We start from the raw sequence: 14,794 nt of genomic DNA, 5'->3' as shown, positions 1-14,794 counted from the left end.
CTTTCGGCCAGGCTATTCACGCCTCCCGCATTCAGCAGGGTGTAGCTGTAGGACACCGCCCCGGTGCTCGGGTCGTAGCCAGTGACTGTCAGCGTGTTGCCCAATGGCGTGGTCACGCTTTGTGGGAAGGTAGCTGCAACACCGCCAGCAATGACACTGATGCCCCCGACACTGAGGGTCTGCAGACCATCCGGAGCGCTGACGCTGAACGACCCAGTCTGAGTCAGAGCACCCGCGTCCGGGCTGCTGCCATCGCCCAGGTTCTTCTCGTAGACACTCAGTTCACCACCACTGGCATCCAGCCCGGTCAACACCACCGGATCGTTGAGGTTGCTGATATTCAGCACCAGATTCGCAGTGCTGGTATCCCCATCCGCATCGGTCAGGGTGTAGGCAAACGTCTCGGTGCCCGTACCTCCACCGTGCAGATTGAAGAAGTCCGGATCGGCCGGATTCAGGGTGTAGGTGTAGGAACCATCCGAAGCCAGGACCAGAGTCCCGTAGGTACCCACGAAAGTGCCGGCGGTAATCGGTCCGACAACCCGGTCAGCACCTTGCACATCATTGGTCAGCACATTGCCCGTCAGCACCGTGGCCGCTTCGGTCGCTACCGAGGCATTGCTGTCCGCCACCGCTGTCGGCACGTCATCGACGATATTCACGTCGAGGCTGCCGCTGATGGTGCTGCCGTCTGTATCCGTCGCGGTGACCGTGAAGCTCTCGGCCAGGCTATTCACGCCTCCCGCATTCAGCAGGGTGTAGCTGTAGGACACCGCCCCGGTGCTCGGGTCGTAGCCAGTGACTGTCAGCGTGTTACCCAAGGGCGTGGTCACGCTTTGTGGGAAGGTGGCTGCCACGCCGCCAGCAATGACACTGATGCCCCCGACACTGAGGGTCTGCAGACCATCCGGCGCGCTAACGCTGAACGACCCGGTCTGCGTCAGAGCACCCGCGTCCGGGCTGCTGCCATCGCCCAGGTTCTTCTCGTAGACACTCAGCTCGCCACCACTGGCATCCAGCCCGGTCAACACCACCGGATCGTTGAGGTTGGTGATATTCAGCACCAGATTCGCAGTGCTGGTATCCCCATCCGCATCAGTCAGGGTGTAGGCAAACGTCTCGATGCCCGTGCCGCCACCGTGCAGATTGAAGAAGTCCGGATCAGCGGGATTCAAGGTGTAGGTGTAGGAACCATCCGCCGCCAGGACCAGAGTGCCGTAGGTACCCACGAAGGTACCGGCGGTGATTGGTCCGACAACCCGGTCAGCACCTTGCACATCATTTGTCAGCACATTGCCCGTCAGTACCGTGGCCGCTTCGGTCGCTACCGAGGCATTGCTGTCCGCCACCGCTGTCGGTACGTCGTCGACGATATTCACGTCGAGACTGCCGCTGGTGGTGCTGCCGTCGGTGTCGGTCGCGGTGACCGTGAAACTTTCGGCCAGGCTATTCACGCCTCCCGCATTCAGCAGGGTGTAGCTGTAGGACACCGCCCCGGTGCTCGGGTCGTAGCCAGTGACTGTCAGCGTATTGCCCAAGGGCGTAGTCACGCTTTGTGGGAAGGTAGCTGCCACACCGCCAGAAATGACACTGATGCCCCCGACACTGAGGGTCTGCAGACCATCCGGCGCGCTGACGCTGAACGACCCGGTCTGGGTCAGAGCACCCGCGTCCGGGCTACTGCCATCGCCCAGGTTCTTCTCGTAGACACTCAGTTCACCACCACTGGCTTCCAACCCGGTCAACACCACCGGATCGTTGAGGTTGCTGATATTCAGCACCAGATTCGCAGTGCTGGTATCCCCATCCGCATCGGTCAGGGTGTAGGCAAACGTCTCGATACCCGTGCCGCCACCGTGCAGATTGAAGAAGTCCGGATCGGCCGGATTCAGGGTGTAGGTGTAGGAGCCGTCTGCTGCCAGAACCAGGGTGCCGTAGGTGCCCACGAAGGTGCCAGCGGTGATCGGTCCGACGACACGGTCAGCGCCTTGCACATCGTTGGTCAGAACATTGCCCGTCAGCACCGTGGCCGCTTCGGTCGCCACCGAGGCATTGCTGTCCGCCACCGCTGTCGGCACGTCGTCGACGATATTCACATCGAGGCTGCCGCTGATAGTGCTGCCATCGGTATCCGTCGCGGTGACCGTGAAGCTTTCGGTCAGGCTATTCACGCCTCCCGCATTCGCATGCGCTTCGCTGTCCAGCAGGGTGTAGCTGTAGGACACAACCCCGGTGCTCGGGTTGTAGCCGGTGACTGTCAGCGTATTGCCCAAGGGCGTGGTCACGCTTTGCGGGAAGGTAGCTGCCACACCGCCAGCAATGACATTGACACCACCGACGCTGAGAGTTTGCAGGCCATCCGGCGCACTCACGGTAAAGCTGCCGTTCTGGGTCAGCGCTCCGGTATCCGGGCTACTGCCGGTCGCCAGATTTCTCTCCAATACGCTGATCTCGCCACCACTGGCATCCAGCCCGGTCAACACCACCGGATCGTTGAGGTTGCTGATATTCAGCACCAGATTCGCAGTGCTGGTATCCCCATCCGCATCTGTCAGGGTGTAGGCAAACGTCTCGGTGCCCGTGCCGCCACCGTGCAGGTTGAAGAAGTCCGGATCCGCAGGGTTCAAGGTGTAGGTGTAGGAACCATCCGCCGCCAGGACCAGGGTCCCGTAGGTACCCACGAAGGTACCGGCGGTGATCGGTCCGACAACCCGGTCAGCGCCTTGCACGTCGTTGGTCAGCACGTTGCCAGTCAGCACCGTGGCCGCTTCGGTCGCCACCGAGGCATTGCTGTCCGCCACCGCTGTCGGTACGTCGTCGACGACGAGGACATTCAGGTTGATGCTGCTGGAGCTGCCATCGGTATCGGTGGCCACCACACTGAAGCTTTCGCCCAGGCTGTTGGTCGCGCCGCCGGCCGGGTGGGCCTCGTTTTCCAGCAGGGTGTAGCTGTAGGTCACCACGCCGGTGTTCGGATCGTAGCTGGTCACGGTGAGGGTATTGCCCAGGGGGGTGACCACCGACTGCGGCGAGGTGATCGCCACACCCCCCGTGATCACATTGATTCCGCCCACGCTCAGGCCCTGCAGACCATCCGCGGCGCTGACGGTGAAACTGCCGCTCTGGGTCAGGGCCGCCGCGTCGGGGCTGCTGCCGGTGCTCAGGTTCTTCTCGTAGACGCTGATGATCCCGCCATTGGCGCCGATGCCACCCAAGCTCACGCCGTCGTCGAGGTTGGTGATGTTCAGCACCAGGTTGGCGGTGCTGGTGTCGCCGTCGGCATCGGTCAGGGTGTAGGTGAAGGTTTCGCTGCCCTTGCCACCGCCATGCAGATTGACGAAGTCCGGGTCCGACGGATTCAGGGTGTAGGTGTAGGAGCCATCCGAAGCCAGGACCAGGGTGCCGTAGGTGCCGACAAAGGTGCCGGGAATGATCGGATTGGCGACCCGGTCGGCGCCCTGGATATCGTTGGGCAGCACATTGCCGGTCAGTACCGTGGACGCTTCGCTGGCGACAGACGGGTTGGTATCGTCCACCGCTCTTGGCACGTCGTCGACGATGGTGACATCGAGGCTGCCACTGGTAACGTCGCCATTGCTGTCGCTGGCCGAGACCGCGATGCTCTCGCCCAGGGAGCTGCCGGCGGAGGTCAGGGTGTAGCTGTAGCTGACCACGCCGGTGGCCGGGTCGTAGCCGGTGATCGTCAGCACGTTGCCGGTGGGGGTGGTGACGGACTGCCCGACACCGGTCACGGCGCCGCTGGTCAGCACATTGATGCCACCGACATTGAGGTTGAACACCCCATCCGCGGCCACCACGCTGAAGGTGCCGGTCTGTACCAGGGCAGCGCCATCGCTGGCCGAGCCCGACGGCAGATTGGCCTCGTTGACCGTGACCTCGCCCCCCGCCACCGACAGTCCTTCGAGGCTGATCGGGTTGTCGATCGCGGGCAATGCCTCGTTGTGATCGATCAGCCCGGTATCGAGATTGGCCAGCTCACCGAAGAAATTGAAGCCGGCCGTGGGAAAGCCGATGACCGGATCGACACGCCCACCGACCTCGGTGAGCAGCACGAAAGAATGTCCACCGCCCAGCGCCCCCGGCGCGCCATTGCCGGGACCGGCCGCGGTGGCCTCGGCGTCCAGGGTCGGGTCGCCGCCAGCGGCGATCGCTTGCTGAAGTTTCTCGACATCGGTCAGTTGCGCCTCGCTGGGGGTGATCACCTCCGGCGCCAGCACATGGGGAGCCTGGTTGGCCAACAGGGCATTGGACAGGGTCAGGCTGCTGTCGCGGCCCAGGGTCAGTTCCTCGCCGTTGGCCAGGTGCACCGCAACCGCCCCCGCCGCGCCGGTTTCCAGTTGTTCCCCCACGAACAACCGGTCCCCCTCGACCACCAACCGCCGGCTTCCATCAGCCTCGACCACGAACACCTGACCGACCACCTTGCTGACCACACCGATTGACTTAGCCATCTGGCCACTCCTCTCGACTTCCGACGTTCTCTTGCAGGAAAGCCTGTGGTGTCTCGTGGGAGAACCGCTATGACCGGGTCCGCCTCGATGTCGCGCGCCCTATCGGGGACCGCAGGTTTTCCCTGGAAAACCAATGGTCTGGGAAGGATTTTCGCGACGGAGTGACAACAATGACTGGCGAGCATTTAGCGTCAATTTTTCGTCGCCAGCGTTTCCGTTATCCCTCTTCCTCCACTCCTTTCTTGCCCTGTGCCGAAAAACGGCTTGAAAACTTTCTGGCGCCAGTAAAAAAGCGCCACAGCGCCCGGTATACATGACGCCTGGGTTAAACAATGTGCTGGATTTCTTAGACCGCATAAGTTTTTTTTCGCATAAGCCTTATGAAAATTTCTTCTTAGGTTTACGTGCAAATGTTCTTAGCTCAGTTGTTACAAGCCTGAAACGGTTTGAACCTTCTTTTTCGTCAATAATTTGGCGATCGCAAGACCAAAAATGGAATCAGGGAGAAGTAACCCATGCGCGTTTTGAACCCCATCACCAGTGCGTTGTTGTTGGCCATGACCTGTGCCAGTGCCCAGGCGATGTCGCTGCAGGAAGCCGTACAGAGCGCCGTGGATTACCACCCGGAAGCCAAGGCGGCGATCAACAGCCGGTTATCCGCGGATGAGGACGTGAAATTCGCCCGTGGCGGCTACTACCCGAGTGTCGACCTGGTGGCCGGCTATGGCCGCGAACGCTCGGACAACACCAATACCCGTGGTCTGAATGCAAACGGTACGCGCAACCACAACAAGGAAACGCTGAACTACACCCAGTCCGAACTGCGTCTGCGGCAGATGCTCTTCGACGGCTTCAATACCTCCAATGAAGTCGCCCGCACCGAAGCGGTGGTGAACTCCCGCGCCTACTACCTGCAAGCCACCTCGCAGACCGTGGCCCTGCGTGCCATCGAGGTCTACCTGGAGGTGCTCAAGCGCCGCGAGCTGGTGACCCTGGCCAAGAACAACCTGCAGGCACACCTGCGGGTCAACGACCAGATCGGCCTGCGCAGCGAACGCGGGGTGGGCAGCACCGCCGACCTCGATCAGTCCACCGCCCGCCGTGCGCTGGCGGAAAACAACCTGAACACCGCCGAAGTCGACCTGGCCGATGCCGAGGCCAACTTCTTCAGTGTCATCGGTCGCGAGGCCGATCAACTGGAAGCCCCGTCATCGATCCAGGGCCAGATGCCCGCCAGCCTCGGCGATGCGCGTCAGGACATGCTGGCGAACAACCCCTACCTGAAATCGGCGCAAGCCGACGTGCAGGCTGCCGAGCAACAATATGAAGTCGCCAAGTCACCCTTCTACCCGCGCCTGGATGCCGAGCTGTCCACCGCCGCCAACAACAACATGGGCGGCGAGGAAGGCCATGCCAACACCGACTGGCGGGCGGGCGTGGTGATGACCTACAACCTGTTCCGCGGTGGCAGCGACAAGGCCCGCCTGCAGTCCGACGCGCACAAGATCAACCAGGCCATGGACATCCGCAACAACGCCCTGCGCACCCTCAACGAGGACCTGTCGCTGTCATGGAACGCCATGAACAATGCGATCAAGCAGACCCCCTCGGCGCGGCAATACGCCGAAACCACCACACGGGTGCGTGCTGCCTACCAGGACCAGTTCGGCCTCGGCCAGCGCACCCTGCTCGATGTGCTGGACAGCGAGAACGAGCTGTACAACGCCAATCGGCGCTACGTGGAAGTGCGCTACATCGAAGAGTTCTCGCGCTACCGGGTGCTGGCCAACATGGGGGATCTGCTGACCCGGCAGAAGATCTCGCTGCCACCGGAAGCCATCGCCAAGAGCGAAGTGAAGACTGACGCGCGGTTACCTGAAATGCGTTGACTCGATTCCGTCCCCTCGGCGGAGAGGTAGGCCATTGTGACCAGCATGCAACCGGCGAGCTCGGCGGACCAACGCCAGAGTTTCGATGATCCGTTACTCGATGGGCTGTTGATCCTCTGCAAGCTGCACGGTTGCACGGCGAGCCGTGCCAGCCTGAGCAGCGGCCTGCCGTTGCCCCAGCAGCGGCTCGATTTCGACCTGCTGCCGCGCGCGGCGGCCCGCGCCGGATTGCAGGCACGCATCCTGCGCCGCGAGCTGTCTGCGATTGCCGCGCTCAACCTGCCGGTGCTGCTGCTGTTCAAGGACGGCCGCTGTGCCGTGCTGCGGCGCTGGAAGGACCAGGACCAGGCGCTGATCCTGCCCTGCGAAGCCGATGGCGGCGAGCAGTGGGTCAGCCGCGAGGAACTCGCCGAGGTCTATTCCGGCCACGCCCTGTTCGCCCGTCCCCGGCATGAGCTGGAACAGCAGCGCGCGCCGCTGGTGCCGCGGGTCCACGCCTGGTTTCGCGACACCCTGCAGCAATCCCGCTGGCTGTACAGCGATGCCCTGCTGGCCAGCCTGCTGATCAACCTGCTGGGCCTGCTGGTGCCGCTGTTCGTCATGCAGACCTACGACCGCGTGGTGCCCAACCAGGCCATCTCGACCCTGTGGGTGCTGGTCATCGGCCTGTTCATCGGCACGACGTTCGAACTGGTGCTGCGGGTGGTCCGTGCGCACCTGCTGGACCAGGCCGGCAAGAAGACCGACATGATCCTCTCGGCAACCCTGTTCGAGCGCATCACCGGCATGTCGATGAAGGCCCGCCCGGCCACCATCGGCGGCTTCGCCCAGAGCATCCACGACTTCCAGGGCCTGCGCGAATTCCTCACCGCGGTGACCCTGACCAGTGTCATCGACCTGCCCTTCGTGGTGCTGATGCTCGCCGTGATCGGCCTGCTCGGTGGCTGGCTGGTGCTGATCCCGATGATCGCCTTCCCGGTGACCATCGTCTTCGCCCTGCTGATCCAGGTGCGTCTGCGCGACACCGTGCAGAAGAGCCTGAGCCTCGGCGCGGTGCGCCAGGCGCTGCTGATCGAAACCCTCGGTGGCCTGGAAACCCTCAAGGCCTGCGGCGCCGAAAGCGAGCGCCAATACCAGTGGGAAAGTACCCACGGCGCCCTCACCCAACTGGACGCCCATGCCCGCAATCTGTCTGCCCTGGCCACCAACGGCACGCTGTTCGTCCAGCAGTTCTGCGGCATGGCGACCATCGTCGCCGGGGTCTACAGCATCATCGCCGGCAACCTCAGCGTCGGCGCCCTGGTGGCCTGCTACATGCTCGGCAGCCGGGTTCTCGCGCCACTGGGCCAGATCGCCGGGTTGATCACCCGCTACCAGCAGGCGCAACTGACCATGCGCAGCACCGATGCGCTGATGGCCCTGCCCCAAGAGCGCCGCGCCGACCAGCAGCCGCTGGAGCACGCCCGCCTGCAGGGCGCGCTGGAGGTCAGCCGGGTCAGCTTCCGCTATGCCGGACAGGCCGCGCCGGCCCTGAACAACGTCAGCTTCAGCGTCAAACCCGGCGAACGCATCGGCATCATCGGCCGCAGCGGCTCGGGCAAGAGCACCCTGGCGCGGCTGGTGATGGGCTTCTACGAACCGGACGACGGGCAGATCCTCCTCGACAACCTCGACCTGCGCCAACTGGACATCAGCGAACTGCGCCAGCAACTGGGCTACGTCGCCCACGACCTGCCGCTGCTGGCCGGCAGCCTGCGCGACAACCTGACCCTCGGCGCACGCTACGTCAGCGACGCGCGCATGCTCGAAGTGGCGGAACTGACCGGCGTCAGCGAACTGGCCAAGCAGCATCCACGGGGCTTCGACCGGCCCCTTGGCGAACGCGGCCAACTGCTCTCCGGTGGTCAGCGCCAGGCGGTACTGCTGGCCAGGGCGATGTTGCTGGAGCCGCCGATCGTGGTTCTCGACGAACCCACCAGCCACATGGACAACAGCAGCGAGGAACAACTGCGCCAGCGCCTGCATGGCTGGATCGAGGGCAAGACGTTGCTGCTGGTGACCCACCGCACCTCGATGCTCAGCCTGGTGGACCGCCTGCTGGTTCTGGACAACGGCAAGATCGTTGCCGACGGTGCCAAGGATGCGGTGATCGACGCCCTGCGCAAGGGCCGTATCGGTCAGGCGCTCTAACAAGATCGACGCGCTCCCTGTAGGAGCTGGCTTGCCTGCGATGGACCGCACAGCGGTCCCGGACCTCACCGCAATCAGGGACCGCTGCGCGGTCCATCGCAGGCAAGCCAGCTCCTACACACACGGGGCCGCACCAGCCAACGAGTCATGTGCTGTTTCACAAGAGGCGTACCCATGTCCTCCCTTCGCAGCTACTTCAACAGCTTCAGCAAGACCGCCGACCGCGACTACCTGCCGGACCTGGCCAGCGCCACGCTGCAGGATTCGCCACGGCTGTCGCGCATCACCGTGTGGCTGGCGGCGGCGTTGCTGCTGATCGCGCTGGTCTGGGCCAGGCTGGCGGTGCTCGATGAGGTGACCGTCGGCGAAGGCAAGGCGATCCCGTCGAGCAAGGTTCAGGTGATCCAGAACCTCGAAGGCGGCATCGTCACCGAGATCTTCGTCCGTGAAGGGCAGATGGTGAACAAGGGCGACACCCTGCTGCGCCTCGACGACACGCGCTTTCGCTCCAACAAGGGCGAGAGCGAGGCCGACCGCTATGCCCTCACCGCCCAGGTCGAACGCCTCTCGGCGGAGGCCGAGGGCAAGCCGTTCCAGCTCTCCGAGGAAGTACGCAGCAAGGCACCCCAGGTGGCCGAGGACGAACTGGCGCTGTACCAGTCGCGTCAGCGTCGCCTGAGCAGCGAGAAGCAGACCCTCAACGAGCAACTGCGGCAGAAGAACCAGGAACTGGCCGAGTTCCGCTCCAAACTGGAGCAATACCGCTCCGGGCTGGCCCTGCTGCAACAGGAGCTGGACATGTCGACGCCGCTGGTGAAGACCGGGGCGATCTCGCCGGTGGAAATCCTCCGCCTCAAGCGCAGCGCGGTGGAAGCCCGCGGCTCGATGAACGCCACCAGCCTGGCGATTCCCCGGGCCGAGGCGGCGGTGGCGGAAATCCGCAGCAAGATCGAGGAGTCCGAGGCCAGCTTCCGCTCCGAGGCGGCCAAGGAGCTCAACGAAAAACGTACCGACCTGTCGAAGATCACCGCCACCAGCGTCGCCATCGACGACCGGGTCAACCGCACCACGGTGGTGTCGCCGGTGCACGGCATCATCAAGCTGCTCAAGGTCAACACCATCGGCGGCGTGGTCCAGCCCGGCAGCGACCTGGTGGAAGTCGTGCCGCTGGAAGACAACCTGCTGATCGAGGCCAGGGTACGCCCGCAGGATGTGGCGTTCCTGCATCCGGGGCAGAGCGCCATGGTCAAGTTCAGTGCCTATGACTACTCCATCTATGGCGGGCTCAAGGCGAAGCTGGAACTGATCGGCGCCGACACCGTCACCGACGACAAGGGCAACGCGTTCTACATGATCCAGGTGCGCACCGACAAGAATCACCTGGGCGGGGACAACAAGCCGCTGCTGATCATCCCCGGAATGGTGGCGACGGTGGACATCATCACCGGCGAGAAGAGTGTGCTGGACTACCTGTTGAAGCCGGTGCTGAAGGCGCGCACGGAGGCGTTGCGCGAGCGTTGAGTCAGTGGGATCGGTGTCGCCTGCATCGCTGGCAATGCCAGCTCCCACAGGGTTCGGCGGCGCCCGCTGTCCCTGGACTCCACAGTTCGGTGGCGCACGCGGTCCTTGTGGGAGCTGGCGTTGCCAGCGATGAGGCCCGAAAGATCAACGCAGGTGATTACGCTCGAACGTCTCCCGCCCCATCGCCGCGATCTGCCCTTCGATCAGCGCATCGAACGGCCTGAGCAAGGCATCGAAACGCCCCTCCCCCTCCAGCGCATTCAACGCCTGGGTCACCGCCTCCACCGTCGACAATGCCCCCGCCTCCGGCGCCTTGCGCAGCCGATAGCGTGACGGCTGGACAGTGCCAAGGGTGACCCGTGGCAGCGTCTCCAGCAGCGGATTCAGATAGAGCAGCTTGCGTGCCTTGCGCCAGGTGCCGTCGGGCACGATCAGCAGCCAGGGACGAGAGTCCGTTGCATAGGATTGCAGCGCCGTTGCCTGTTCGCCGGGAAACAGCAACCCCACCCGATACCCCGGCGTGGCGATCAACGGCGCCAGGTCCTCGAACACCTCGCCCACGCGCAACTCCGCGTTATTCAGGCCAAGCGCCGCCAACCGCGCGGTATTCAGCGCATGACGAACTTCATCGGGATGCTGCAACAGCACCACGCGGGTGCGGCTGTCGAGGGACGGGATCAAGGGGCAAAGGCAGTGGTTCTGCGGACGCAGGCAACGTTCGCACTGGATTCTGGACATCGGGCTCTCCTGGGCGGGCAAGTGTGCCACAGCAGTCCCGGAAAACACCCACATCCCTGTGGGCCGGTCATCGCGAGGCTAGCGGTTGAAACGCTCCGCCAGGTCGTGCAGGTATTCCGCCATGCGTTCCAGTTCCAGGCTGATCTCGGCGCCCTGCCGGGCCTGGCCGGCGCTGCGATCGCACAACTGGGCGATGCGCACGATCTGCTGGTTGATGTCTTCCACCACATGGCTCTGCTGCTCGGACGCCGTGGCGATCTGCTGGCTCATGCCGGTGATGCGGCTGACCGCCTCGCTGATCCCGCCCAATGCCTGCTGCACCGCTTCGACACTGTGCACGCTGTCGCGGGAGATCTGCTCGCCCTTGCTGGCGCTGCTGACCGCGCGATCGGCACCGGCGCGCAACGAGGCGATGATCTGGTGGATTTCCTCGGTGGAGGCGCGGGTGCGCTGGGCCAGGGAACGCACTTCATCGGCCACCACGGCGAAACCACGCCCCTGCTCCCCGGCCCGCGCCGCTTCGATGGCGGCATTGAGCGCCAGCAGGTTGGTCTGCTCGGCGATCGAGGTGATCACATCCACCACGCTGCCGATGGACTGGGTCTGCTCGGCCAGGGCGTTGACCGCCGCACCGATATCGCTGACCGCCTCGGCCATGCTGCCCATCGCTTTCAGGCTCTGCTGCGCGAGTGTGCTGCCCTGGCGGGTCAGTTCGTCGGCATCGGACGCGGCGTGCGCGGTGCTCTGCACGTTGTGCGTGACCTGCTGGATGGTCGCCGCCATCTGCGCCACGGCGGTGGCCGACTGGTCGGTCTCGCTGCGCTGGCGATCGAGCATCTGCGCCTGGGCATCGGACAGATCCGAGGACTGCGAAGCCCGGGTGCGGACCCCGACGCCGGCATCCACCAGGCGCGTCAGCGCGGTCTGCAAGCGCGCCTCTTCGCTGATCATGGCCAGGTCCAGTTGCCCCTGCGGACCGAGGTTGCGGCTGTAGGTCAGGGCCACCAGCGGACTGGTGAAGGCTTTCGGGTGCTCGGCCAGGGTGCGCCGAATCACGCGGTTCTGCCGGCTTTCCAGGAGGTACCAGGCGCTCAGCAGGCTGGCCATGAGCACGCCCAGCGCGGCGTACCGCGGCAGCGTCAGGTAAGCGCCCACCGAGACCACCCCGGCGGCCAGCAGCGGCCAGCCATGCTCCAGCACATCGGCGACACGCGCCGCGACCGGCGTCGGCGAGCGCCCGGCGTTCAGCCGCGCGTACAGCGCCGAGGCCCGCGCCACCTGCTCGCGGCTCGGCAGCGAGCGAACCGACTCGTAGCCGCTGATCCGACCGTTCTCGTAGATCGCCGTGACATAGGCGCTGACCCAGTAGAAATCGCCGTTCTTGGCGCGGTTCTTGACCACGCCCATCCACGGCTTGCCGTCCTTGATGGTCTCCCACATATGGGCGAAGACCCCGGGTGGCATATCGGGATGGCGGACGATGTTGTGGGGCTGGCCGATCAGCTCTTCGCGGGTAAAACCGCTGATGGCGACGAAGGCGTCATTGCAGTAGGTGATGCGACTGCTGAGGTCGGTGGTTGAGATCAGTCGCTGTTCTTGGGGGAATGTTCTTTCCTGCTCAGTGACGGGCAAATTCTTGCGCATCTTGGGCGTTCCCTGCTGATGAGATTGTCGGAAAATTCATCACAGCAAGAAAAGGTCTAGCAGAGCATTCATCCGGATGTGGGCATCTGGCCAGTATTTTTACCATAGACACAAAGTATTAATGGCCAATAGCCGCCATCAAGCGGGCGTCAATTGCGCACGAAGCAGATCACGGAAAGTCTGGATCAAGGGTTCGCGGCTGCGACCACGGCGGATGATCATGGAAAAGGGCGCCTGGTATCCAAACGTGGCCGGCGACAGCACCCGCAGGTCGCCCTTATCGACCCAGGCCTGGGCATAGTGCTCGGGCAAATAGCCGATGTAGGCGCCGGACAGCACCAGGATCAGCTGCGCCTCCATGCTCTCCACCGTCGCCGCGCTGTGCTTGAAGCCGTGCCGGGCCAGTTCCGCCTGGCTCCAGTAACCGCGCCCGACCATGCGCTGCTGGGTGATGACCGGCTCGGGAATGCGCCGCTCGTGGTACAGCGGGTGGCGGTTGCTGCAATACAGCCAGTGCTGCTCGCGGTACAGCGGCTGGTAGACCAGCCCACTCATTCGCGTGGAGAAAGCCCCGATGGCCAGGTCCAGGCGGTTGTCCTGCACACCCAGCTGCAGCTCGTAGGGACTGGACACCGACAGGTGCAGGTGCACCGCCGGGTGTTCCTGGCTGTAGGCGCCGATGGCTTCGGCCAGGGGCAAGGCGCGGTCGCCGACGGTGGAGTCGATCACACCGAGGTTGAGGGTACCGCGCAGCTCGCCCTTGAGCGCCGCCGCGTACTGCTCGAAGCCATCCAGCTCGGCGAGCAGGCGCAGGGTCTCCTGATGGAACAGTTCACCCTTGCTGGTCAGGCTGAAACCGCCACGGCCGCGATGGCAGAGGACGATGCCCAGGGCGGACTCCAGCTGGCTCATGTAGGTGCTGATCGCCGAAGTGGACAGGTTGAGGTCGCGCTGGGCATTGGCGAAGCCCTGGTGGCGCACCACGCTGGCGAAAATGCGCAGCAGCTTCAGGTCGGGCAGGTTCGAGGCCATGAAAACGGGAGTCCGCGGGTCGGAAATGAGCACAGTCTAACCGTGCTTCGGCCGATAGTTCAGAAAATCCTGAACTAAGTATTTGCCGGTAGCGATTCTTCTCGCGCACTACCTTTTGCAGACTGCACCGCACAGCAACTGTTCCAGGACATTTCCGGCTGACTGGCCGTTGTCGAGAACAGATATCAACAACTAGAACAATCGAATCGATGAGGCCCGAACCGTGGACAAGATTCTTCACCAACCACTGGGCGGCAACGAAATGCCGCGCTTCGGCGGCATCGCGACCATGCTCCGCCTTCCTCACCTGCAAAGTCCCGCCGGCCTCGACGCCGCCTTCGTTGGCGTGCCGCTGGACATCGGCACCTCGCTGCGCTCCGGCACCCGCTTCGGCCCGCGGCAGATCCGCGCCGAGTCGGTGATGATCCGTCCGTACAACATGGCCACCGGCGCCGCGCCATTCGACTCGCTGTCGGTCGCCGATATCGGTGACGTGGCGATCAACACCTTCAACCTGCTCGACGCCGTGCGCATCATCGAAGAGGCCTACGACAAGATCGTCGAGCACAACGTCATCCCCCTGACCCTGGGCGGCGACCACACCATCACCCTGCCGATCCTGCGGGCCCTGCACAAGAAGCACGGCAAGATCGGCCTGGTCCACATCGACGCCCACGCCGATGTCAACGACCACATGTTCGGCGAGAAGATCGCCCACGGCACCACCTTCCGCCGCGCCGTGGAAGAAGGCCTGCTGGATTGCGATCGGGTGGTGCAGATCGGCCTGCGTGCCCAGGGCTACACCGCCGAGGACTTCAACTGGAGCCGCAAGCAGGGCTTCCGTGTGGTCCAGGCCGAAGAGTGCTGGCACAAGTCGCTGGCGCCGCTGATGGCGGAAGTCCGCGAGAAGGTCGATGGCGGCCCGGTGTACCTGTCGTTCGACATCGACGGTATCGACCCGGCCTGGGCGCCCGGCACCGGCACCCCGGAAATCGGCGGCCTGACCACCATCCAGGCGATGGAAATCATCCGTGGCTGCCAGGGCCTGAACCTGATCGGCTGCGACCTGGTGGAAGTCTCCCCGCCCTACGACACCACCGGCAACACCTCGTTGCTGGGTGCCAACCTGCTGTACGAAATGCTCTGCGTGCTGCCCGGCGTAGCCCGTCGCTGACGGCCAAGGCAAGGAGTTACATCGCTCGGCAGGAGCCATGACGGCGGCGCGTTGACGACGCGCCGCGCAACTACGAAGAAATGACCCGCGGCGGCCCACCGCACGCGGGATCGATCTCACATAAAAAAGATAAT

General features: G+C 64.0%; 8 protein-coding genes and 1 pseudogene. 4 read left to right on the top strand and 5 right to left on the bottom strand.

Annotated elements, in window-relative coordinates:
- Positions 1-4,472: retention module-containing protein (locus tag CHB99_RS14850; RefSeq protein WP_141137290.1), on the bottom strand; the 4,472-nt coding region annotated here is incomplete at its 3' end.
- A gap of 515 nt (positions 4,473-4,987) precedes the next feature.
- Here CHB99_RS14850 and CHB99_RS14845 point away from each other — a divergent pair.
- The 3 genes from CHB99_RS14845 to CHB99_RS14835 all read left to right on the top strand — a co-directional run bounded on the left by CHB99_RS14845 (position 4,988) and on the right by CHB99_RS14835 (position 10,072).
- Positions 4,988-6,361 (top strand): TolC family outer membrane protein, encoded by a 1,374-nt coding sequence (locus CHB99_RS14845; RefSeq protein ID WP_042129152.1) that lies wholly within the window; start codon positions 4,988-4,990, stop codon positions 6,359-6,361.
- A 36-nt stretch (positions 6,362-6,397) separates the two neighbouring features.
- The gene (locus CHB99_RS14840) at positions 6,398-8,551 is read left to right on the top strand and encodes a type I secretion system permease/ATPase (protein ID WP_042129154.1); all 2,154 of its coding nucleotides are present in this window, start codon (positions 6,398-6,400) and stop codon (positions 8,549-8,551) included.
- 174 nt (positions 8,552-8,725) lie between these two features.
- Positions 8,726-10,072 carry an HlyD family type I secretion periplasmic adaptor subunit gene (locus CHB99_RS14835; protein ID WP_042129156.1) on the top strand — a complete coding sequence of 449 codons (1,347 nt, stop codon included), beginning with the start codon at positions 8,726-8,728 and terminating at the stop codon, positions 10,070-10,072.
- Between the two features lie 144 nt (positions 10,073-10,216).
- On the opposite strand, the gene CHB99_RS14830 is transcribed toward CHB99_RS14835, so the two are convergent.
- The 4 genes and pseudogenes from CHB99_RS14830 to CHB99_RS14820 all read right to left on the bottom strand — a co-directional run bounded on the left by CHB99_RS14830 (position 10,217) and on the right by CHB99_RS14820 (position 13,486).
- Entirely contained in the window at positions 10,217-10,810 is a 594-nt protein-coding gene (locus CHB99_RS14830) for a tRNA-uridine aminocarboxypropyltransferase (protein WP_042129158.1), read from the bottom strand.
- Between the two features lie 78 nt (positions 10,811-10,888).
- The gene (locus CHB99_RS14825; protein WP_377697981.1) at positions 10,889-11,917 is read right to left on the bottom strand and encodes a methyl-accepting chemotaxis protein; all 1,029 of its coding nucleotides are present in this window, start codon (positions 11,915-11,917) and stop codon (positions 10,889-10,891) included.
- 255 nt (positions 11,918-12,172) lie between these two features.
- Positions 12,173-12,454, bottom strand: a pseudogene (locus CHB99_RS30605) (PAS domain-containing protein); the annotation flags it as partial.
- A gap of 138 nt (positions 12,455-12,592) precedes the next feature.
- Positions 12,593-13,486: a LysR family transcriptional regulator gene (locus CHB99_RS14820; protein WP_042129162.1), complete on the bottom strand. Its 894-nt coding sequence runs from the start codon at positions 13,484-13,486 to the stop codon at positions 12,593-12,595.
- Positions 13,487-13,709: 223 nt separating this feature from the next.
- Here CHB99_RS14820 and speB point away from each other — a divergent pair, with 223 nt between their 5' ends.
- The gene (speB, locus tag CHB99_RS14815; protein WP_042129164.1) at positions 13,710-14,660 is read left to right on the top strand and encodes an agmatinase; all 951 of its coding nucleotides are present in this window, start codon (positions 13,710-13,712) and stop codon (positions 14,658-14,660) included.
- Positions 14,661-14,794: the final 134 nt, after the last annotated feature.

The sequence above is a fragment of the Pseudomonas japonica genome (assembly GCF_900188455.1).
In the GTDB taxonomy this organism is placed as follows: domain Bacteria; phylum Pseudomonadota; class Gammaproteobacteria; order Pseudomonadales; family Pseudomonadaceae; genus Aquipseudomonas; species Aquipseudomonas japonica.
Note: the sequence above shows the minus strand (reverse complement) of the source record. Positions and strands in the feature narration are given on the sequence as shown.

Coding starts and splice junctions, on each gene's coding strand:
- CHB99_RS14845 (WP_042129152.1), top strand. CDS start 4,988: ATGCGCGTTTTGAACCCCATCACCAGTGCGTTGTTGTTGGCCATGACC.
- CHB99_RS14835 (WP_042129156.1), top strand. CDS start 8,726: ATGTCCTCCCTTCGCAGCTACTTCAACAGCTTCAGCAAGACCGCCGAC.
- CHB99_RS14830 (WP_042129158.1), bottom strand. CDS start 10,810: ATGTCCAGAATCCAGTGCGAACGTTGCCTGCGTCCGCAGAACCACTGC.
- CHB99_RS14825 (WP_377697981.1), bottom strand. CDS start 11,917: ATGGCCAGCCTGCTGAGCGCCTGGTACCTCCTGGAAAGCCGGCAGAAC.
- CHB99_RS14820 (WP_042129162.1), bottom strand. CDS start 13,486: ATGGCCTCGAACCTGCCCGACCTGAAGCTGCTGCGCATTTTCGCCAGC.